Source organism: Actinomadura sp. 21ATH (assembly GCF_041951345.1).
In the GTDB taxonomy this organism is placed as follows: Bacteria; Actinomycetota; Actinomycetes; order Streptosporangiales; family Streptosporangiaceae; genus Spirillospora.
Genome location: NZ_JBGNUR010000021.1, coordinates 62,508 through 82,157 on the forward strand (window position 1 = coordinate 62,508; position 19,650 = coordinate 82,157).

The window sequence follows — 19,650 nt, forward strand, 5'->3', positions numbered from 1 at the left end:
CGGTTTTCCGGCAGGTCGCGGCAGGAACGGGGAACGGCTCCGGGCGGGCCTCGGGCCGTTCGGGCGGGGCCCCGGCCGGGCATTAGGGTGGTCACCATGGCCCGTCCTGATGATCGTTCACCCGACCAGCTCCGCCCCGTCCGCTTCGAGCGCGGCTGGCTCGACCATGCCGAGGGCTCGGTGCTGGTCGAGTTCGGCGGCACCCGGGTGCTGTGCGCCGCGTCGGTCCAGGACTCGGTGCCGCGCTGGCGGCGCGACAGCGGGCTGGGCTGGGTCACCGCCGAGTACGCGATGCTGCCCCGCGCCACCAACACCCGCAACGACCGCGAGTCGATCAAGGGCCGGGTCGGCGGCCGCACGCACGAGATCTCCCGGCTGATCGGCCGGTCGGTCCGGGCCTGCCTGGACTTCAAGGCGCTCGGCGAGAACACCGTCCAGCTCGACTGCGACGTCCTCCAGGCCGACGGCGGCACCCGCACCGCCGCGATCACCGGCGCGTACGTGGCGCTGGCCGACGCGGTGAGCTGGATGCGCGAGCGCGGCCTGTGCAAGGGCGACCCGCTGGTGACCTCGGTGTCGGCGGTCAGCGTCGGCGTGATCGACGGCGAGCCCCGGCTCGACCTCTGCTACAAGGAGGACGTGGCCGCCGGGACGGACATGAACGTCGTCTGCACCGGCGACGGCCGCTTCGTCGAGGTGCAGGGCACCGCCGAGGGCGCCCCGTTCGACCGGGCCGAGCTGGACGCGCTGCTCGACCTCGCCGCCGGCGGGTGCGCGCGGCTGACGCAGATGCAGAACGAGGTGCTCGGCCGGTGAGCAGGATCGTGCTGGCGTCCCGGAACAAGGCCAAGATCGTCGAGCTGGAGCGGATCCTGGCCGGCCAGGGCGTCGAGGTGGCCGGGCTGGAGGCGTTCCCGGACGCGCCGGACGTCCCGGAGACCGAGCTGACCTTCGAGGGCAACGCCCTGCTCAAGGCGCGCGCGATCGCCGCGCACACCGGGCTGCCGGCCGTCGCCGACGACTCGGGGCTGTGCGTGGACGCCCTGAACGGCATGCCGGGCGTCCTGTCGGCCCGCTGGTCGGGCCGGTTCGGCGACGCCGCCGAGGGCGGCAAGGACCGCGCCAACCTGGAACTGGTCCTCGACCAGCTGGCCGACGTGGCCGACGACGCGCGCGGCGCCCACTTCGTCTGCGCCGCCGCGCTGGTCGTGCCCGGCGGGGCCGAGCACGTCGTGGAGGGCCGGATGCACGGCCGGGTCATCCGCGCGCCGCGCGGCACCGGCGGCTTCGGCTACGACCCGATCTTTTTGACCGAGGACGGCGTCCGTACCAGCGCCGAGCTGTCGGCCGCCGAGAAGGACGCGATCAGCCACCGCGGCCGGGCGTTCCGCGCGCTGGCCGAGCTGCTGCCGGACGCGCTCGCCACCGCCCGCACGCCGCACTGAGCGACACCGGGCGACGCACCGGCGACGCGCCGGGCGGAAAAGGATCCGCGGCATGACAACCGCGGGCGGCCCGGCGGGGGTTGAGAGGGATGTACGGAAACGTCACCCCTCCGAGGAGCGCCATGATCGACAAGGGTTCCCGCCGCGGCCTGCCGCTGCTGGCCGCGGCCACCGGGCTCGGTGCCGCCGCGCTGGCGGCCGGCGTCTGGGTCGCCACCGCCACCGGCGAGCCCGTCGTGGCCGACCCGGCCTCGGCGAACAGCCCGGCGCCGCCGTCGGCCGCCCCGACCGCTCCGGCCGTCCCGGTGCCGTCCGCCACCGCGCCGCGGCCAGTGCCGCCGTCGGCGGCTCCCACCGCGCCGCAGCCGTCCCCGACCGCCTCGCGGCCGCCCGTGCCGAGGCCCTCGCCCACGCGCCCGGCCCCGCCGAGGCCGACGCCCACGTACACGTCGCCGGAGCCGGCGCCGGTGCCGCCGCAGCGGCCGTAGCGGGGGCCGTCCGCTGTTCGCGACGACCGCGCGGGAGGCCCGCGGGGCGGAGATCACGTTCGAGGAGTTCGTGACCGCCACCGCGGGCCGGCTGCTGCGCACCGCCGTCTTCCTCGTGTACGACCGCCATCTCGCCGAGGACCTGCTCCAGGTCACCTACGAGCGCGTCGCCCGGCGCTGGAGGAAGGTCGCCGCGGGGGAGCCGGAGGCGTACGCCCGCAGGATCCTGGTCAACCTGGCCATCGACGAGCACCGGCGCCGGTCGCGGCGCGGCGACCTGCCCGTCGGCACGCCCGCCGACGTCGAACGGTACGCGCCCGTGCCGGGCGGCGGCGCGGGCGGCGGCGGCCCCGGCGGCGAGCTGGACGAGGTGCTGCGCGCCCTGCCGGTCAAGCAGCGCGCGTGGTCGTCCTGCGGTACTGGTGCGATCTGAGCGAGCAGGAGATCGCCGCCGCCCTGGGCATCTCCCGGGGCACGGTCAAGAGCCACACCGCGCGGGCGATGACCGCCCTGCGCCGGCACATGGAGCGCACGGAGGAGGTCCGGGCCCGTGAACGATGAGCTCGAGACCCTGCTGCGGGAGCACTACCGGCGCCGCGCCGACCGGATCGGCCCGGACGCGGAGCTGCTGCACCGGCTCCGGAACGCGGCCGGCCCGGCGGGCCCGAACCCGTACCCGCACCCGCGCGTGCGGCGGCGCGGCCCGTGGCTCCGCATCGGGCTGTGGGCCGTCCCCGCGCTCGCCGCGGTGGCCGCCGTGGTCGCGTTCGCCCTGCTCGGGCCGGGGGAGCAGCGCCGGGAACGGCCGGAGCCGCTGGCGCCCGCGCCGAGCCTGACCGTGCCGGTGCCGACGCCGACCCGGCCCCTCCCGGTGCCGCGGCCGACGCGCCCGGGCCCGGAACCGCGCGGCGGGAACGTCCCGCCGGCCGGGACCACCCCCACCTCGGCCCCGCCGGAACCCGTCCGGCGCGCGCCGTCGCGCACGGGGGAGTGAGGGCGGTCAGCCGCCCAGGCGCAGGCCGGGGAGCATGTGCCAGCCGACCGTCTCCACCACGGTGCGGAGCTGCGGCGACATCCGGTCGAGCACCAGCGGGCAGCGGCCGTCCGCGTGCGCGGCGGCGTCCGCGAGGATGTTCAGCGCGCCCAGGTCGATGAACCGCAGCCGGGACAGGTCCAGATGGACCTCCCGGCCGCCGGCGCCGGCCGCCGCCGTGGTCAGCGCCTCCAGCAGGACGGCGTGCCGGGACGCGTCCAGCTCGCCGGACAGCGCCAGCCCGGGCGGGCGGAACGTGCGCACGATCCGCAGCACGGAGTCCTCGAACTCGGGATCGGGGACGACCTCCACGCCGTGCGACGCGCCGAGGGCGGCCAGCTCGGCGGCGGTGCAGCGGGCGCGGTCGAACTGGCACAGCGCGATCGCCCGGGTGCTCGGCCCGATCGCGATGTCGATCCGCCGCTCGCAGCCCAGCAGCAGCTCCAGCCCGCTCGGGCGGCGGACCGCCCAGGTCATGTCGGCGGCGATCCGGATGCCCCGGTGGCCGTCGGCCCCGTCCCGGACGGCCTCGGCCACCGCGCGCACCAGCGCCGCCGGGTCGAAGTGGCCGCCGCGGCCGTACCGCCCGCCGCGGCCGAGCGCGACGATGCTCAGCCGCTCGTGGGCGGGCAGCCGGGGCGCGGTGACGGGGGCCGCGCCCGCCAGGTAGACGACCTTCTCCCCGGCGTCCAGCCCGGCGCGCACGAACGCGCCGGTGACATGGTGCTGCTCCTCGCGGCCCGTGTACGCCAGCCAGGCGTGGTCCCCGGGGCGCAGCTCCCGTACCGGCCTCCGGACCGACCAGGGGCTCTCCATGCCTCCCACGGCGCCTCCACCGCGGCTCGCGCCGGGTCCCCTCAGCGCCGCTGCCGCATCCGCACGAACGTACCGTCCCAGCCGGCCCGCAGCTCCATGAGATCGACCAGGAGCCGCACCGTCCACAGCCCGAAGCCGGGCCGCAGCGCCGACTCGGGCGGGTCGAAGCCGACCAGGGAGTCGGCGTCCCGCCAGATGCCGTGGTCGCCGACCTCGCACACCAGCTCGGGTCCCTCCGCCCACAGCCACAGCCCGGCGGGCGGCGCGCCGTGCCGGAGGGCGTTGGCGGCCGCCTCGTTGGCGGCGGTCACCAGGTTCTGCGCGGCCTGCCGGGGGAGGCCGTGCGCCGCCGCCCGGTCGCCGACGAAGGCCCGCAGCCCGCGCAGGTCGGCGGAGTCGATCGCGAGGTACGCGGCGTCCCGGGGACGCTCGAAGCGGCGGGTGCGGTCGCAGCGGGCGCCGAAGTCGGCGGGCCTGACGTACTCGGGATTGCGCACCGTCAGGTCGCCGGAGGCCAGCAGCGGATGCGTCTCCCGGGCATGCCGGATGATCTCGGGGGGCAGCGCGGTCCGGTCGTACGGGCACAGCGCCCGCGCCCCCGAGCCGGCGAACGCGACGTTGATGAGCGACTCGTACCGGGCCCATTCGAGCGTCTCGCGCGCGCTCCAGCCGGACCAGACGGGCTCGGCCAGCGCCCGCACCCGCCGCGGCCGCTCCGCCTTGACCAGCTCCTGGTAGATCTTCAGCGTGCGCACCGGGTGCCGGTAGAAGTCCTCGGACGCGTGGAAGGCGACCGCGCCGGCGCGGTCGCCCAGCGCGTCCCGCAGCGGGCCGTGCCCGGCCCGCCGGAGGACGGCGACGACCGCCTCGCCCGCCTCCAGCCCGGCGGTCAGGAACGGCACCGCGACCGAGAGGAGGTCGTCCGCGCCGTCGTAGATCAGCGCGCGGTGCTCCAGCGTCATGGGGCGCCGCCTTCCGGGCCGTGCGGGGCGCGTCCCCGGCCGCGGACCAGCCCCGGCAGCCGGTGCCAGCCGACCATCTCGATCACGCTCTCCACGTCCGGCGGCAGGTAATCGAGGACCAGCGCCCGGCCGCCGCCCAGCCGGGTCGCGTGCTCGGCCAGCAGGGTGAGTCCGCCGAGGTCGATGAAGCCCAGCTCGGCGAAGTCGAGATGGATCTGCCGGTGCGAGCGGGCGACCCGGTCGAGCTCCTCGGTGAACCGGGCGTGCCGGACGGCGTCCAGCTCGCCCGCCAGGCGCAGCCCGTGCGGCTGGAACGTGCGCACGATCCGCAGCACCCCGTCGTCGAACTCCGGATCGACCTCGATCAGCACCTCGTGGGTGGCGCGCAGCGCGGCCAGCTGCCCGGGCGAGCAGGCGCGCCGGGAGACCTGGCAGATCGCCATCGCCATCGTGCTCGGCGAGACCGCGTCGCCGAAGCCCTGCTCGCAGCCCAGCATCGGGCCGAGGTCGGCACCGTCCCGGCCGGCCAGCACCCAGCTGTGGTCGATGGTGAGGCGGGCGGCGCGGAACCCCTGGCCGAACGTCCCGTCGACCTCGCGGCCGAGGGTGTCCAGCAGCCGGTCGGGCTCGAACGCGCCGTCGCGCCCCCGGCACGCCTCCTCCGTCGGGATCACCCGCAGCTGCCCCGACCCGGTGTAGTCGCACAGGTCGAGCGAGGTGCGCATGGACATGCCCGGCAGCCGGTCCGGCGGCGTGTCGGTGACGTACACGACCTTCTCCCCGTGGCGCAGCCCCGCCTCGATGAACGTGCCGATGACCCGGTCGCGCTCCTCGGCGCCGGAGTAGGCCAGCCAGCCGTGGTCGCCCGGCCGGACCTCGGTGACGGGACGCTTGGCGAACCAGGTGGTGTCCATGGCCTGCCCATCGGGATCGTCGGGGTGCTGACAAGCGTACGCCGCCCGGCGGGATTCGTAAGCCCAACGCATGGAGTTCCTCACGCTGTGTCGACCGCCTGCGCGGTGCCCGCCGGGACGGCGGGCGGCCGGAGCCGCAGCCGCACCGTGGTGCCCTGCTCCCCGGTACGGATCTGGACGGCGGAGCAGAGCAGCCGGACGGCCCACAGCCCGAACCTCCCGGGCCCCGCCGCGTTCCCCCGGGCCGCGCCCGGCGGCCCGGGGGAACGCGGCGGCACGAGCCCGTGCCCGGCCGCCGCGGGCCACCGCCCGGCATCGGTGACCTGGCAGACCACCGAGCCGTCCGCGGGGTCGGTCCACATCGTGAGCGTCATCGGCGGCGCGCCGTGCCGGACCGCGTTGGTCACCACCTCGGTCGCCGCGACCAGCAGCCGCTGCACGTCCCCGGCGGGCAGCCCGGCGCGGCGGGCGAAGTCGCCGGCGTACGCCCGCAGCCAGTACAGGTCGGGCCGGTCGAGCGCCATCGACTCGGCGTCCGGCGGCGGCGCGGGCAGCGGCTCACCGTCGCAGCGGGCGCTGAACGTCCAGGGGTCCAGGTAGCCGGGGTTGCGGACGGCCGTGACGCCGCGGACGCTCTCCGGGTGCGTGCGCCGCGACGAGGCCACGACGCCCGCGGGCAGGCTCCGCGCGTACGGGCACAGGATCGCGGTCGCGGTGCCGGCGAACGCGACGTTGACCAGCGCCTCGGTCCGCTGCCACTCCAGGACCTCCGGCGCGGGCCGGCCGTTCCAGCCGGGCTCGCCCAGGATCCGCAGCCGCCGCCCCTCCCGCTCCGCCGCGTCCGCCATGTCCAGGCAGCCGGCCAGCGTGCGGGCGGGATGCGAGTACCAGGCGGCCGACTCGTGGAACTCGATCCCGGCCGCGGCCGCGCCCAGCTCGCCGCGCAGCAGCAGCCCGGCGGCCACCGGCGTCACCGCGAGGACCCGGTCGCCGCTCGCGGCGCCCGCGCGCAGGAAGGGGAGGGCGCCGGCGAGATAGTCGTCCATCCCGTCGTACGGAAGCACGCGATGAGTGAAGCTGTCGCTCACGATGCCCACCTGCGTCGGCCGTCGGTGATCGCGGCGTCCCGGAACGGCGAGGAACGGGACCCGTCCAGCCTAGGCCGCGAGCGTCCGGTTGCCGAGAGCGATTTTCACCAACTGAGAATTCCCGGCGGTGCTTCCCGATCAGGACGCTAAGCTGGCCGGGCGCCTCCGGAGCAATGCCCCGGAGTCACCCCGGGCGGACGTGGCGAAATCGGCATACGCGGCAGGTTTAGGTCCTGTTGGTGGAGACACCGTGGGGGTTCGAGTCCCCCCGTCCGCACTGGAACCGTCTACCGCGGAAGGCTAGACGCCCAGGTCGCGCCGCAGCCGCTCGACGTGGCCGGTGGCCTTCACGTTGTAGTACGCCTTCTCGATCTTTCCCTCGGCGTCGATGATGAAGGTCGAGCGGATCACGCCGACGACGACCTTGCCGTAGAGCTTCTTCTCGCCGTACGCGCCGTACGCCTTGAGGACCTGGGTCTCCGGGTCGGACAGCAGCGGGAAGGTCAGCCCCTCCTTCTCCCGGAACTTCGCCAGCTTGGCGGGCTTGTCGGGGGAGATGCCCACGACCGTGACACCGCCGGCCTCCAGCTCGGCCAGGCTGCCCTGGAAGTCGACCGACTCCTTGGTGCAGCCGGGGGTCATCGCCGCCGGGTAGAAGTACAGGATCACCCGCCGGCCGCGCAGGGACTCCAGCGTGACCGGCGCGCCGTCGGCGTCCGGAAGCTCGAATCCGGGGGCGACGTCGCCGGGCTCCAACCGCTCGGACACCGGTACCGCCTTTCTCTGGACTGGTCGGCTCCACCGTACCGGCTGGGGCGGCGCGGGCGTTTCGCGGGCAGACCTGCGACACTGTTCGGATCATGCGTGGCTGAGGCTCGAACGAGAAGGAACAGGCATGGCTGACAGGTCCCGCGACCCGGAGGCGCTGGAGCGGCAGATTGAGCGCGCCCGCCTGGAGCTCGCCCAGACGATCGACGAGCTCGCCGAGCGGGTCAACCCGCGGAACGTGGCGCAGCGCGGCGCCGAGCGCCTCAAGGACGAGGCCGGCCAGGTCGCCAAGGCCGTCGGTGCGATCTTCACGCCGGCCGAGGGCAAGGACGGCGAGGACGACCGGCCCGGCGGGATCGACCCCCGGATGGTGGCGGCCGGGGTCGGCGCGGCCGTCGCGGTCACCGCCCTGGTGCTCTGGCGGCGCAGGCGCCGCCGCCGCTGACCAGCAGGAACGAGGCGCCGGCCCGCGCGCGAGCGCGGGGACCGGCGCCTCGCCGCGTCCGGGCCAGGAGGTCGACCACGCCGCGCAGCTCGGCCAGCTCGCCGCGGCACCGGCCGCATCCGGCGAGATGGTCGCGCAGCTCGTCGGCCTCGCCCTCGGCCAGCCGCCCGAGGGCGTACACGCCGAGGCCGATCCGGTAGTCGCCGCAGTCGGTTGGTCTCACACCTCATGTACGCGGGAGCGCCCCCGGCCGTTCAGCCGAACTGGGGGAGATGCGCCCGGTGCGCGGCCAGCCCCTCGTCCAGGATCTTCTCGGCGGTGTGCTTGCTCCGCACGAACGGGTGCGCCATCAGCGCCTGGAGGGCCGTGCGGCGGGACCCGGTGACGGCGGCGTCGGCGGCGAGCCGCTCGTACGCGTGGATCGCCTGCGTCAGCCCCCGCACGGGCCCCGGCAGCGGCCCCATCGTCAGCGGGACGGGGCCCGACCTCCCGACCAGCGCCGGCACCTCCACGATCGCGTCGTCCTCCAGCGAGGAGATCGCGCCGTTGTTCCGGGTGTTGACGATCATGCGGCGGCCCTCGTCGCGGTGCAGCGCGCAGATGGTGTCGACGGCGAACTCGCCGTGCTCGCCGCCGCCGCGCTCCCGGCTCGGGTCCGGGTCGTCCCCGGCGGCCTCGGCCCGGATCCCCTCGTAGTACGCGGGCAGCATGTCCTGGATGTCCTCGGCGCGGGTGCGGCCCTTCTCGCGCAGCTCACGCACGACGTCGTCGTGGAAGAAGTAGTACTTGGAGTACGAGTTGGGCAGGAAGCCGAGGGCCTTGGCCAGCTCCGCCATCCGGGACGGGTCGCGCCACGGCGTGGCGCCGCCGCCGGGCACCTCCAGCCCGTCCAGCAGGGCGGGCAGGTCGAGCCGCTCACCGTCGAGGCGGAGCCGCTCGGCCCAGGTGGCGTGGTTGAGCCCGATCCAGTCGGCCTCCAGCCGCTCGAACGGCAGCCCGAGCAGCTCGGCCCACATCTCGGTGTCGCCGACGTGCTGGTCGCACAGCCCGATGATCCGGGCGCCGGAGTGCCGCGCGACGGCGTCGGTGACCACGTTCGTCGGGTTGGTGTAGTTGACGATCCAGGCGTCCGGATCGGCCGCGGCGGCGATCTCCAGCAGCACCGGGACGGACCGGCACGCCATCAGGAACCCGCCGGGCCCGGCCGTCTCCTGGCCGACGACGCCGTGCTTCAGCGGGATCGACTCGTCCAGGTGGCGGCCCGCCATCCCGCCCGGCCGGAACGTGGTGAACACGTACGCGGCGCCGTCCAGCGCCGCCTTCAGGCCGGTGTGCGCGGTGACGGTGAACGCGGCGCCGCGCGCGGCGAACATCCGCCGCGCCAGCCCGGCCATCAGCTCCAGATGGCCGGCGTCGATGTCGTGGCAGGCCAGCTCGGCCCCGGCGAGGTCGTCCGCGCGGTGCAGCAGCCCGCGGACGATCCCCGGCATGTAGCCGCTGCCCGCCCCGATGATCGCGATCTTCACGGTGTCCCCGGTGTTCAAAAGGCTCCTTGCCGCAGGGTCGGCTCCGCGCGGGTGACCGAGTCGGCCCCGCTCTCCAGTTCGGTCTCCGGGATGTACGGGACGACGAACGCGTACTGCTCCAGCACCTCGGCCGGCACCTCGCCGGTCTCCCCGAACGCCGCGATCTCGCCCCAGCACGGCGCGCCGAGCGAGCCGCTGTGGTGCCGTACCGACAGGCCCGCGCACAGGTTGGCGAAGCGCAGCCGGTGGTCGAGCGGCCAGTCGGCGAGCGTCCCGAACACGAACCCGGCGGCGAACACGTCGCCGGCGCCCGTCGGGTCGAGCGCCGTGACGGGCAGCGCCGCCGCCGAGGCGCGCGTCCCGGCGCGCGCGTCGATCGCGATGGCGCCGCGCGCGCCCTGCTTCACCACCACGACCGGGACCCGCTCGGCGAGCGCCTCCAGGGCCTCTTCGGGCGTGCGGGTGCGGGTGTAGGCCATCGCCTCGACCGCGTTCGGCAGGAAGACGTCCACGTGCTCCAGCCGGTCCAGCACGTCCGTGGACCACGTCTCGGTCGGGTCCCAGCCCAGGTCGGCGAACACCAGCGCCCCGCCGCGCCGCATCTCCAGCGCCCAGTCCGGGACCGGGCGGTCGATGTCGACGAAGCAGGTGGCGGCGCGCGGCGGCGTGGCGACCAGTTCGTCGGCGGGCAGCGGCGGCGGCCGGGTGAACGTCACCATGCTGCGGTCGGACGCGTACGCCAGCGACACCGTGACGGGCGTGGACCAGCCGGGCAGCCGCCGCGCCCAGCGCAGGTCGACGTTCTCCTGCTCCGACAGCGTCCGCCACAGGTACGCGCCGAACATGTCGTCGCCGAACGCGGCGGCGAGCCCGGTGCGCAGCCCGAGGCGGCTCATCGCGACCGCGATGTTGGCGATCCCGCCGGGCGCGGAGCCGAGCCCGTCGGTGACCAGCTCGGTGCCGGGCGGCGGCAGCCCCGGCAGCCCCGTGAAGATCATGTCCATGAAGACCTGGCCGGTCAGGAAGACGTCCAGCTCGCGCGGCACCGTCCCCGCGTGGTCGTGCTGGTGCCGGTGCAGGAGTTCACCGGCCGGCCCCCGTTCGGTGCAGGGATCCGCCATCGACGGCTGCGGCGGCGCCCCCTGCTCTGCTGCTGTCATCGTCCCCCTTTTCCTGCAGTCCTGGCCCACGACCGCTCGCCTGGCGGCTCGCGGTCGTGACCATGCCTGTGCGAGCGCGACATCGCTTCGCGATCCGCCCGGGGAGGCGGCGCGCTCGCGCGGTGGCTGAGGTCACTTCACGAACACGCCTTAGCCCAGATCAGGTGCGGTGGCGGTGAAGCGGGCCTCCACCGCGGCCCGGACGATCTGCGTGGCGGGCTCCAGGTCGATCGCCGGCGGCTCGGTGCCCTCCATGGCCCCGCCGGCCGCCGCGGGCGCCGCCATGAGGGACACCGGCTGGGCGCCCCGCGTCGCGGTGTCGCTCGTGAGGCCCTCGTCGGCCAGCTCGACCAGGCCGGTCAGGCGCGCGCCGAGCGCCTCGGCGTAGCTGCGGGCCCGCTCGACCGCCTCGTTCGCGGCCTGCCGGGCGGCCCGCTTGTAGACCTCGCTGTCGCGGCGCAGCCCCCAGTCGGGGCCGTGGACGTAGGCGCGGTCCACGTCGCCGAGCCGCGTGACCAGCTCGCCGAGCACCGCGAAGTCGGCGACGACCAGCCGGATCCAGACGGTGCCCTGGTACGCGCGGATGTCGCCCTCGCGGCGGCGGTACTTGAGCTGCGGCGTGATCGACATGCCGCCGGTCTCCAGCTTCTCGACCGCGTCGCCGTACGACTTGATCAGGTCGAGCGCCTGCTGGTTGCGTTCGACCAGCCGGTCCAGGGCCTGGCGGCGGTCGCGTTCCTGTGACTGGACGTGCACCGACAGGTGCGCGATCTCCGGCTCGACCTCGAGCACGGCCTCGCCGCGGACGCTGATCAGGGGCGCGTTGGTCATACCGGCCAACGTAACCGGTCGGGCGCCCCCGGGGTCAAAGAAATGTGCGACCTTCGCCGCGGTACGTGGGAACGGTCCGGACGGCGCGGTCGTCCTCGATGAGGTGCAGCGCGTCGAACCGCTCGCACAGCTCGCCGGCCTTGGTGTGCCGGAACCACACCCGGTCGCCGACGCGCAGCAGGTCGGCGCTGGAGCCGAGCAGGGGCGTCTGCACCTCGCCGGCGCCCTCGTTGGAGTCGTACGACAGCCCGGTCGGCAGGTACGGCCGGGGCAGCCGCAGCGCGTCGGCCGGGCCGGAGGCGAGGTAGCCGCCGCCCAGGCAGGTGACGACGCCGGGGCCGGGCCGGCGGACGACGGGCAGCGCGAACAGCGCGGCCGGGCGGCCGCTGAAGTTGGAGTAGTTGTCGAACAGGTGCGGCTGGTAGAGCCCGGACCCGGCGGCGATCTCGGTGACGGCGCGCTCGCGGGCGGTCTTCTCGACGCTGCCGGTGCCGCCGCCGTTGACGAACTCCAGGTCGGCGACCTCGCGGACGGCGGCGACGATCGCGGCGCGGCGGCGGGCCAGCTCCATCCGGGAGCGGCGCTGCATGGTCTGGATGGCGCGGGCCATCGCGGGCCGGCCGGGCGGGACGTCGCCGACGCCGGCGATCTGCGACTCGTACGCCATGAGCCCGACGAGCCGCAGCCCCGGCCGCTTGACGATCACCTCGGCGAACGCGCGCACGTCGGCGGCGGTGTGCAGCGGGGAGCGGCGGGCGCCGAACCGGACCCGCCCGCCCAGCGTCCGGTACGAGGCGTCGATGTCCACGCACACCCGGATCGGGCGGCCCCCGGCGGCGTCCTCGACGAGGTCGAGGTGCTCGGCGGAGTCGACCATGAGCGTGACGGTGCGGGCGGCGCGCTCGTCGGCGGCCAGCGCGGCGATCGCGGTGCGGTCGGCGGTGGGGTAGGCGACCAGGATGTCGTCGCTGGTGCCCTGCTCGGCGAGCCAGAGCGCCTCGGGGAGCGTGAACGCCATGATCCCGGCGAACCCGTCCAGTCTCAGGACCTCGTCCAGGAGCGCGCGGCAGCGCACCGACTTGCTCGCCACCCTGATCGGCTTGCCGCCCGCGCGGCGGGCGAGGTCGGCGGCGTTGGCGTGGAAGGCCCGCAGGTCGACGACGGCGAACGGCGCCTCGAATGCCGCGGTGGCGGCGTCGTAACGCTCCCGGAGGTTCATGGGGTCACAGTGCCACAGAACCACCGAATATGAGAAGTTTTCACGATAGCCGGACGGGAGCGATCATCCGGTGATCAGCCTACCCGCGGGTGATCGGCGAAGAAGTCCCAGAGCATCGCGCTCGTCCCGGCGTGCCAGCGGTGCTCGCCGCCCTCGATCTTGCAGAACGCCACCTCGACGCCGCCGCGCCCCTTGCCCGTCCCCTCGCAGTCGGCGCCGTTGCTCAGCCCCTTCAGCGGCCTGGACGGCGCGGGCAGCCCGGCCTTCCGCCGCCAGAGGTCGACCGCCTCCGACACCGGCGGGAACGGCCGGCCGTCGTTGAAGTCGCGCCGCCCGCCCCCGTTGAACGGGACGCTGCCGTCCGCCGTCCCGTGCACGATCATCGCCGACGGAGGCCGCTGCGGATCGCACTCGGTCACCAGCGCACCCTCCACGACCCCGATCGCGGCCACCCGCCCGGGCCGCTCGCAGGCCAGCCGGTACGCCATCCCCGCGCCGTTGGAGAACCCGGTGACGAACACCCGCTTCGGGTCGGCCAGCCCGGCGCCGGTCAGCTTGCCGATCAGCTGCGCCAGGAAGTCCACGTCGTCGATCTTGCCGAGCTTGGCGGGGCCGCAGCAGTCGCCGGCGTTCCAGCTCATCACGAACCCGTCCGGGTAGGCGACGAGGAAGCCCTTGTCGTCGGCGATGCGGTCGTATCCCGTCAGCTTCCGCATCTGGTCCATGTTGGCCGCGCCGCCGTGCAGGGCCAGGACCAGCGGCAGCGGCTCGGCCGGCTTGCCGTCGCGCCACGTGCCGCCGGTGAGCTTGGGCGGGACGTGCAGGAGGTACTCGCGGTGCCCGGGCGTTCCCACGTCGATCTTCTGCTTGTGGGTCCCGGTGTCCGTCGGGACGCCGTCGACGCTTTCGGGCCGCTTCTCGGTCGCGGCCGGCGGCTCGGGGCCGCCGTCCCCGCCGCTCTTCGGGTCGTCGCTGCAGCCCGCCAGCGCCAGTGTGGCGGTTGTGGCGAGGGGCAAGAGGAGGGCAAGGATCCGCCGCATGCGAGCGAATCTAACCCTCAGGAGGCCGCCGAAACTACTCGCTGGTAGGAAGCGCCGGTCAGCCCGGCGAGCCGGGCCAGCCGCCGGTGCGACTCCAGCCGGGCGGCGCGGTCGTGCGTGCTGGTGTGGACGAGGAACTCGTCCGCGCCGGTGCGTTCCAGGAGATCCTCCAGGGCCTCGGCGACGTCGTCCTCGGTCCCGTGCACGTGCCCGCGCAGGGCCTCGTCGAAGTGGCGCCGCTCCCGTTCGTCCAGGTCCATCGCCAGGATCCGCTCCGCCGGGACGAGCGGCGGGAACTCCCCGTGGACCTTGGAGTACGCGTGCGACCACGCCTCCGGAACGAGCATCCGCCACGCCTCCTCCCGCGTGTCGGCGATCGCGACCGTCCCGGAGACGATCACGTACGGCTCGCGTCCCCACGGCCCCGGCCGGAAGCCCGCCCGGTAGCGCTCGATCGCCTCCACCATCCGCGCCCGGCTCCGTACGGCCGCGATCACCAGCGGCAGCCCGGACGCCGCCGCGATGTCCGCGCCCGCCCCCGTGGCCAGCACGAACGCGGGCACCCGCAGCCCCTCCGCCGGCCAGGCGTGCACGCCGGGATGGGCGCTCTGGTCCCCGCTGAAGTAGCCGAGCAGCTCCGCGAGCTGCGCCTCGAAGTCGTCCGCGTCCTTCCGGTCGTGCCCGAGCGCGCGCCGCACGCCGCCGGTGAACCCGACCGAACGCCCGAGCCCCATGTCGATCCGCCCGGGATACAGCGACTCCAGGACGCCGAACTGCTCCGCCACCACCAGCGGCTGATGATTGGGGAGCATGACGCCGCCCGTGCCCACCCGGATCCGGGACGTCGCCGCCGCCACCGCCGCCGCGAGAACGGTCGGCGCCGGCCCCGCCACGCCCGGCACGCCGTGGTGCTCCGACACCCAGAACCGGTGGTACCCGAGCGCCTCCGCCTGCCGCGCGAACTCCACCGTGTCCCGGAGGGCGCGCGGATGCCCCTCGCCCTCCCGCGTACGGGACCGGTCCAGGATCGAGAAACGCGTCGTTCCGAGGCTCACATCTCCTGCAACACCGCACGCCCCGCCGCATTCCTTCGGCGTAAGCTCGGACCGTGCCCGAATACGTCCTGACCCTCTCCTGCCCGGACCGTCCCGGGATCGTCGCGGCCGTCTCCGGCCTGCTCGCCGAGCGCGGCTGCAACATCCTGGAGAGCCAGCAGTACGGCGACCGCGACACCGGCCGCTTCTTCATGCGGGTGCAGTTCGCCGGGCTCCCCGACACCGACCCGGAAGAGCTTCGCGGCGCGTTCGGCGCGCTGAGCGCCGAGCTGGGCCTGGAGTACAGCCTCACCGGCACCACCGACCGGCAGCGCGTGCTGATCATGGTGTCCAAGGGCGGGCACTGCCTGAACGACCTCCTCTACCGGCAGCGGTCCGGGCTGCTCGACATCGACATCGTCGCCGTCGTGTCCAACCACCCCGACCTGCGGCCGCTGACCCAGTCGTACGGCATCGACTACCACCACCTGCCGGTCACCGGGGAGACCCGCGCCGCGCAGGAGGCCGAGGTCCTCACCCTCGTCGAGCACTACCGCGCCGACGTCGTCGTGCTGGCCCGCTACATGCAGATCCTGTCGGACGATTTCTGCGCCAAGCTGCCCGGCCGGGTGATCAACATCCACCACTCGTTCCTGCCGGGGTTCAAGGGCGCCCGCCCGTACCACCAGGCGCACGCGCGCGGCGTGAAGCTGATCGGCGCCACCGCGCACTACGTGACCGCCGACCTGGACGAGGGGCCGATCATCGAGCAGGAGGTCGCCCGGGTGGACCACGGCCACAGCCCGGAGGACCTGATGGCGGTCGGCCGCGACCTGGAGTGCCTGGCGCTGGCCCGCGCCGTCCGCTGGCACACCGAGCACCGGATCCTGCTGAACGGTGAGAGCACCGTCGTCTTCCGCTGATCCGGGCCGTCCGCAGCGCGCCGGGTTTCACAGAATGTGATCTTCCATCACCATGGGTGAGGTGTATCTGCGCACCTCGGGGGTGGTGATGTGGTGACGAGCGAGACGCTGGTCGCGGAACCGGCCGTGGACGCCGAGAGCGGGCAGCGGGCCCGGCGGCTGGCCGCGCGGGAGTTCCGGCCGCGCCGCGCGGCGGCGGGGCTGTGCGCCGCGCTGCTGCTGGCGGTGGCCGGCGGCGTCGCGGCGATCGAGGTGGTGAGCGTCCTCATCGGGGACCCGGCCGGGCTGATCCCGGCCGACCGCTGGGCGGCCTGGCTGCACCGCACCTCATGGAACGATCCACGCGTGCTGGGCGCCGCGGCCGGCGTGACCGCGGTGGGCCTGGCGCTGCTGCTCAGCCTGCTCCCGGCGCACCGCCCGCGGATGATCCCGCTGCACGGCGCCGACCCGTACCTCGCCGCCGCGATCAGCCGCCGCACGCTCCAGCGCTCGCTGGTCTCGGCGGGCCTGAGCGTGCCCGGCATCGTGAAGGTCCGCGTCCGGGTGCGCGGCGGCCGCTTCCGCCGCCGCGTGTCCGTCCGCGCGGTGACCCGCTACCGCAACCCGGCCAACCTCGCCGACCTCGTCCGCGGGGCGCTGGCGGCCCGGCTGTCGGAGATGGACCTGATGGACCCCCGGCGCGTGCGCGTCCGGCTGAGCTGGCGGAAGGACTGACATGAGACTCGCGACCCTGACGACCGGGCTGCTCGTCGTCGCCGCCGGGATCGGCGCCCTGCTGGCCGGCCTCGGCGCGTTCGGCCCCGGCCTCGCCGAGCGCCCCCTGCTCACCTCCGAGATGGCGCGGTACGCGGGGGAGAACGACTGGTTCTGGCCGGTCGCGGGCGGCATCGCCGAGACCGTGGCGCTGGCCGGCCTGATGTGGTTCGGCACGCAGATCCGCGCGTGGACGCTCACCCGCCGCGCCGCCCTGGACGCCCCCACCCGCAAGCTGGCCGCGGTGGCCGGAGGCGAGCTCCTCCGCGAGGCCCGCCACGTCCCCGGGGTCCGCGACGCCCGCGTCCGCCTGACCGGCAGCCGCCTGCGTCCGCGCCTCCTGGTGACCATCCTCTGCGCCCCCGACGCCGCGCCCGCGGAGATCCACACCGACCTCTCCAACGGCCCCGTACAGCGCTACAGGGCCGCCATGGACCTGGACGGCCTGATCACCGTGATCCGCTTCCACATGGAAGACCCGATCCCCACCCCACCGGAGCCCGAACCCGCCATCGCCTGAACCGGGCGAGAAAGCGACACCGCCCCCGGGTCGGCCACGTGGGAGCGCGAGTCCGAACCGGGGGCGGCGGCGTCCGGTGGAGGTGTCCGGGGGCGTCCCCGACTCCGAGCGGGAGGAGCCGGGGACGCCGCCGGGGCCGTCCGCGGATCACATGTCTGTACGGTTCACATGTCTGCACGGTGACTATGCGCGACCCCATGGCGACGGTCACTCTTGTGTACATTTCGTTCACGAGCGCGGCGACGCGCGGCCGGCCCGCCGGTTCCAGGAGCCCGGGCGGATGCGGCGGCCTGGTGGATCGGGTTCAGGGATGTGCTCGGGATGCGGCGGAAAGAGATGATGGCGGGGCCGGGGAAGGGCTGGAGCCTGGCCCGGCAGCTGCTGGTGCTCCAGGCCGCGATCGTGGGACTGCTGGTGGTCGTGGGGGCCGTGGCGGCGTACATGGACTCCCAGCGGGCGGCGCGCGTCCAGGCCCGGCACACCGTGACCGTGGTGGCGCTGACGATCGCGGACGCGCCGAGCGTGCGGGCGGCGCTGTCGGCGCGGGACCCGGCGCGGGCGCTCCAGCCGTACGCGGAGCGGGTCCGGCACGACACCGACGTGGACTTCATCACGATCATGAGTCCGCAGGGGATCCGGTACACGCATCCCAATCCGAGCCGGATCGGGCAGCACTTCGTCGGCAACACGGCGCCGGCGCTGGCCGGTGAGACGTTCAGCGAGACCTACACCGGGACGCTGGGGCCGTCGGTCCGTACCGTGACGCCGGTGTTCGACGACGCCGACCGGGTGGTGGCGCTGGTCGCGGTCGGCATCACGATCGACACGATCTCGGCGGAGCTGCGCGACCGGCTGGTGCCGCTGATCGCGGTGGCGGTGGGCGTGCTGGCGTTCGGGATCGCGGGGAGCTGGCTGGTCAGCACCCGGCTGCGGCGGCAGACGCGGGGCGTGGCGCCGGGCGAGCTGCGCGGCATGTTCGACTACTACGAGGCGATCCTGCACGCGGTGCGGGAGGGCCTGGTGCTGCTCGACCGGGACGGCCGGATCGTGCTGTGCAACGACGCCGCCCGGGACCTGCTCGACCTGCCCCCGAAACCGCAGGGCAGGGACGCGGACCGGCTCGGGCTGCCGCCGGAGCTGGTCGCCGCGATGAACTCCGCCGAGCCGCGCACCGACGAGATCCATGTCGGCGACACCCGGGTGCTGGTGGTGAACACCGCGCCTGTACGGTCCAGGGACCGTGCCATGGGAAACGTCGTGACGCTCCGCGACCACACCGAGCTGCAGGCCCTCCTGGGGGAGCTGGACACCGTACGGGGCTTCGCCGAGTCGCTGCGCTCGCAGGCCCACGAGGCCGCCAACCGGCTGCACACCGTGGTGTCGCTGGTCGAGCTGGGCCGGCCCGCGCAGGCGGTCGAGTTCGCCACCGCCGAGCTGCGGACGGCGCAGCGGCTCACCGACCGGGTGGTGGGCGCGGTCAGCGAGCCCGTCCTGGCGGCGCTGCTGCTCGGCAAGTCGACCGAGGCGGCCGAGCGGGGCGTGGACCTGGAGGTGGCCGACGACATCACGATCGGCGGCGGGGCGGCGGGCGCGGTCGAGCCGCGCGATCTCGTCACCATCCTCGGCAACCTGATCGACAACGCCGTGGACGCGGCGATCGAGGGGCTCGCCGAGGACCGGCCGCCGCGGGTGCGGGTCACCGCCGCGACGACGGCCGGCGAGCTGGTGATCGAGGTCCGCGACACCGGTCCGGGCCTGGACCCGGACAGCGCGCAGGACATGTTCCGGCGCGGCTGGACGACCAAGGCCGCCGACGGCCCGGCCGGGCCGCGCGGGCTGGGTCTGGCGCTGGTCGGGCAGGCCGTCCGGCGCTACCGGGGGACCATCGAGGTGGAGCGGGACGGCGGCGCGGTGCTGCGCGTCCGGCTCCCGCTGCGCTCCCCGGAGGAGATCAGCACGTGATCAAGGTTCTGGTGGTGGAGGACGACCAGGTGGCCGCCGAGGCCCACCGTCAGTACGTGGAACGGGTCGCGGGCTTCGAGGTGGCCGGGGTGGTGCACTCGGGCGCCGACGCGCTGCGGTTCTGCGAGCGCGAGCGGGTGGACGTCGTCCTGCTGGACTTCTACCTGCCGGACACGCACGGGCTGACGGTGTGCCGGGCGCTGCGCGCGGGCGGCCTGGCCGTGGACGTGATCGCGGTGACGTCGGCGCGGGACCTGGCGGTGGTGCGGACGGCCGTGTCGGTGGGCGTCGTCCAGTACCTGCTGAAGCCGTTCACGTTCGCGTCGCTGCGCGACAAGCTGGAGGGGTACGCGCTGTTCCGGCGGCGGGCCGAGCAGCCGGGCGAGGTCAGCGGCCAGGCGGACGTGGACGGCATCCTCGCCGCGCTGCGCACCACCGACCAGCGGTCGCTGCCGAAGGGCATGAGCGGCGCCACCCTCGAAGCGATCACCGAGGTGCTGACGGGTGCGGAGGAGGGGCTGTCGGCGGCGTCCGCGGCGTCCCTCACGGGCGTGTCGCGGGTGACCGCGCGCCGCTACCTGGAGTACCTCGCGGACAACGGGCTGGCGCAGCGCCGGCCCAGCTACGGCCAGGTGGGGCGGCCGGAGGTCCGCTTCTACCCGGTTCCGGCAAAGAGGGATTGACCTGCTTATTGTCGCCGAAGGTGATTTCCGGCGCCCCCGC

24 protein-coding genes and 1 tRNA gene are annotated in these 19,650 nt (G+C 74.7%); 13 read left to right on the forward strand and 12 right to left on the reverse strand.

Going from position 1 to position 19,650, the window contains the following annotated elements:
* Positions 1-96: 96 nt before the first annotated feature.
* The 6 genes from rph to ACA361_RS37000 all read left to right on the forward strand — a co-directional run bounded on the left by rph (position 97) and on the right by ACA361_RS37000 (position 2,927).
* Positions 97-816: a ribonuclease PH gene (gene rph / locus ACA361_RS36975; protein WP_375019762.1), complete on the forward strand. Its 720-nt coding sequence runs from the start codon at positions 97-99 to the stop codon at positions 814-816.
* Entirely contained in the window at positions 813-1,445 is a 633-nt protein-coding gene (gene rdgB / locus ACA361_RS36980) for an RdgB/HAM1 family non-canonical purine NTP pyrophosphatase (RefSeq protein WP_375019763.1), read from the forward strand. The genes rph and rdgB overlap by 4 nt, the downstream gene beginning before the upstream one ends.
* 122 nt (positions 1,446-1,567) lie before the next feature.
* Positions 1,568-1,933 (forward strand): hypothetical protein, encoded by a 366-nt coding sequence (locus ACA361_RS36985; RefSeq protein ID WP_375019764.1) that lies wholly within the window; start codon positions 1,568-1,570, stop codon positions 1,931-1,933.
* A gap of 70 nt (positions 1,934-2,003) precedes the next feature.
* Positions 2,004-2,366: an RNA polymerase sigma factor gene (locus tag ACA361_RS36990; protein WP_375019765.1), complete on the forward strand. Its 363-nt coding sequence runs from the start codon at positions 2,004-2,006 to the stop codon at positions 2,364-2,366.
* Positions 2,336-2,494, forward strand: a complete 159-nt coding sequence (locus ACA361_RS36995; protein WP_375019766.1) for a sigma factor-like helix-turn-helix DNA-binding protein — start codon at positions 2,336-2,338, stop codon at positions 2,492-2,494. The genes ACA361_RS36990 and ACA361_RS36995 overlap by 31 nt, the downstream gene beginning before the upstream one ends.
* Positions 2,484-2,927 carry a hypothetical protein gene (locus tag ACA361_RS37000; protein ID WP_375019768.1) on the forward strand — a complete coding sequence of 148 codons (444 nt, stop codon included), beginning with the start codon at positions 2,484-2,486 and terminating at the stop codon, positions 2,925-2,927. The genes ACA361_RS36995 and ACA361_RS37000 overlap by 11 nt, the downstream gene beginning before the upstream one ends.
* A 6-nt stretch (positions 2,928-2,933) precedes the next feature.
* Here ACA361_RS37000 and ACA361_RS37005 read toward each other — a convergent pair whose 3' ends face one another.
* The 4 genes from ACA361_RS37005 to ACA361_RS37020 form a co-directional block, all read right to left on the reverse strand.
* Positions 2,934-3,782 carry an MEDS domain-containing protein gene (locus ACA361_RS37005; protein WP_375019849.1) on the reverse strand — a complete coding sequence of 283 codons (849 nt, stop codon included), beginning with the start codon at positions 3,780-3,782 and terminating at the stop codon, positions 2,934-2,936.
* Positions 3,783-3,823: 41 nt separating this feature from the next.
* A complete protein-coding gene (locus ACA361_RS37010; RefSeq protein WP_375019769.1) occupies positions 3,824-4,744 on the reverse strand; it encodes an anti-sigma factor RsbA family regulatory protein in 921 nt (306 codons plus the stop codon).
* On the reverse strand, positions 4,741-5,658 hold the full coding sequence (locus ACA361_RS37015; RefSeq protein WP_375019770.1) for an MEDS domain-containing protein: 918 nt from the start codon (positions 5,656-5,658) through the stop codon (positions 4,741-4,743). The genes ACA361_RS37010 and ACA361_RS37015 overlap by 4 nt, the downstream gene beginning before the upstream one ends.
* 80 nt (positions 5,659-5,738) lie before the next feature.
* Positions 5,739-6,746 carry an anti-sigma factor RsbA family regulatory protein gene (locus ACA361_RS37020; protein WP_375019771.1) on the reverse strand — a complete coding sequence of 336 codons (1,008 nt, stop codon included), beginning with the start codon at positions 6,744-6,746 and terminating at the stop codon, positions 5,739-5,741.
* Positions 6,747-6,939: 193 nt separating this feature from the next.
* Here ACA361_RS37020 and ACA361_RS37025 point away from each other — a divergent pair.
* Positions 6,940-7,023 (forward strand) — tRNA-Leu (locus ACA361_RS37025).
* 23 nt (positions 7,024-7,046) lie between these two features.
* On the opposite strand, the gene bcp is transcribed toward ACA361_RS37025, so the two are convergent.
* On the reverse strand, positions 7,047-7,514 hold the full coding sequence (bcp, locus tag ACA361_RS37030; RefSeq protein WP_375019772.1) for a thioredoxin-dependent thiol peroxidase: 468 nt from the start codon (positions 7,512-7,514) through the stop codon (positions 7,047-7,049).
* 127 nt (positions 7,515-7,641) lie between these two features.
* Here bcp and ACA361_RS37035 point away from each other — a divergent pair, with 127 nt between their 5' ends.
* On the forward strand, positions 7,642-7,959 hold the full coding sequence (locus ACA361_RS37035) for a DUF3618 domain-containing protein (protein WP_375019773.1): 318 nt from the start codon (positions 7,642-7,644) through the stop codon (positions 7,957-7,959).
* Here ACA361_RS37035 and ACA361_RS37040 read toward each other — a convergent pair.
* From ACA361_RS37040 to ACA361_RS37070, 7 genes are all read right to left on the reverse strand, one after another.
* Positions 7,916-8,182 (reverse strand): zf-HC2 domain-containing protein, encoded by a 267-nt coding sequence (locus tag ACA361_RS37040; protein ID WP_375019775.1) that lies wholly within the window; start codon positions 8,180-8,182, stop codon positions 7,916-7,918. The two genes, ACA361_RS37035 and ACA361_RS37040, sit on opposite strands and share 44 nt — an antisense overlap.
* 31 nt (positions 8,183-8,213) lie before the next feature.
* A complete protein-coding gene (locus ACA361_RS37045) occupies positions 8,214-9,503 on the reverse strand; it encodes a glycoside hydrolase family 4 (RefSeq protein ID WP_375019776.1) in 1,290 nt (429 codons plus the stop codon).
* Positions 9,500-10,645, reverse strand: coding sequence for a carbohydrate kinase family protein (locus tag ACA361_RS37050; protein ID WP_375019777.1), 1,146 nt, complete (start codon positions 10,643-10,645; stop codon positions 9,500-9,502). Before ACA361_RS37050 ends, ACA361_RS37045 begins: the two co-directional genes overlap by 4 nt.
* 150 nt (positions 10,646-10,795) lie before the next feature.
* A complete protein-coding gene (locus ACA361_RS37055) occupies positions 10,796-11,476 on the reverse strand; it encodes an SIMPL domain-containing protein (RefSeq protein ID WP_375019779.1) in 681 nt (226 codons plus the stop codon).
* Between the two features lie 34 nt (positions 11,477-11,510).
* Positions 11,511-12,695: an amino acid deaminase/aldolase gene (locus tag ACA361_RS37060; RefSeq protein ID WP_375019780.1), complete on the reverse strand. Its 1,185-nt coding sequence runs from the start codon at positions 12,693-12,695 to the stop codon at positions 11,511-11,513.
* Positions 12,696-12,769: 74 nt separating this feature from the next.
* Positions 12,770-13,735 carry an alpha/beta hydrolase family esterase gene (locus ACA361_RS37065; RefSeq protein WP_375019781.1) on the reverse strand — a complete coding sequence of 322 codons (966 nt, stop codon included), beginning with the start codon at positions 13,733-13,735 and terminating at the stop codon, positions 12,770-12,772.
* A gap of 17 nt (positions 13,736-13,752) precedes the next feature.
* Positions 13,753-14,790 (reverse strand): LLM class flavin-dependent oxidoreductase, encoded by a 1,038-nt coding sequence (locus ACA361_RS37070; protein WP_375019782.1) that lies wholly within the window; start codon positions 14,788-14,790, stop codon positions 13,753-13,755.
* Positions 14,791-14,843: 53 nt separating this feature from the next.
* Here ACA361_RS37070 and purU point away from each other — a divergent pair, with 53 nt between their 5' ends.
* From purU to ACA361_RS37095, 5 genes are all read left to right on the forward strand, one after another.
* Positions 14,844-15,692: a formyltetrahydrofolate deformylase gene (gene purU, locus ACA361_RS37075; protein ID WP_375019784.1), complete on the forward strand. Its 849-nt coding sequence runs from the start codon at positions 14,844-14,846 to the stop codon at positions 15,690-15,692.
* Between the two features lie 93 nt (positions 15,693-15,785).
* A complete protein-coding gene (locus tag ACA361_RS37080) occupies positions 15,786-16,406 on the forward strand; it encodes a DUF6286 domain-containing protein (protein WP_375019785.1) in 621 nt (206 codons plus the stop codon).
* A gap of 1 nt (position 16,407) precedes the next feature.
* Entirely contained in the window at positions 16,408-16,965 is a 558-nt protein-coding gene (locus ACA361_RS37085; protein ID WP_375019787.1) for a hypothetical protein, read from the forward strand.
* Positions 16,966-17,286: 321 nt separating this feature from the next.
* The gene (locus tag ACA361_RS37090; RefSeq protein ID WP_375019789.1) at positions 17,287-18,927 is read left to right on the forward strand and encodes an ATP-binding protein; all 1,641 of its coding nucleotides are present in this window, start codon (positions 17,287-17,289) and stop codon (positions 18,925-18,927) included.
* On the forward strand, positions 18,924-19,610 hold the full coding sequence (locus tag ACA361_RS37095) for a response regulator (RefSeq protein WP_375019790.1): 687 nt from the start codon (positions 18,924-18,926) through the stop codon (positions 19,608-19,610). The genes ACA361_RS37090 and ACA361_RS37095 overlap by 4 nt, the downstream gene beginning before the upstream one ends.
* The last annotated feature ends 40 nt before the right edge of the window (positions 19,611-19,650 follow it).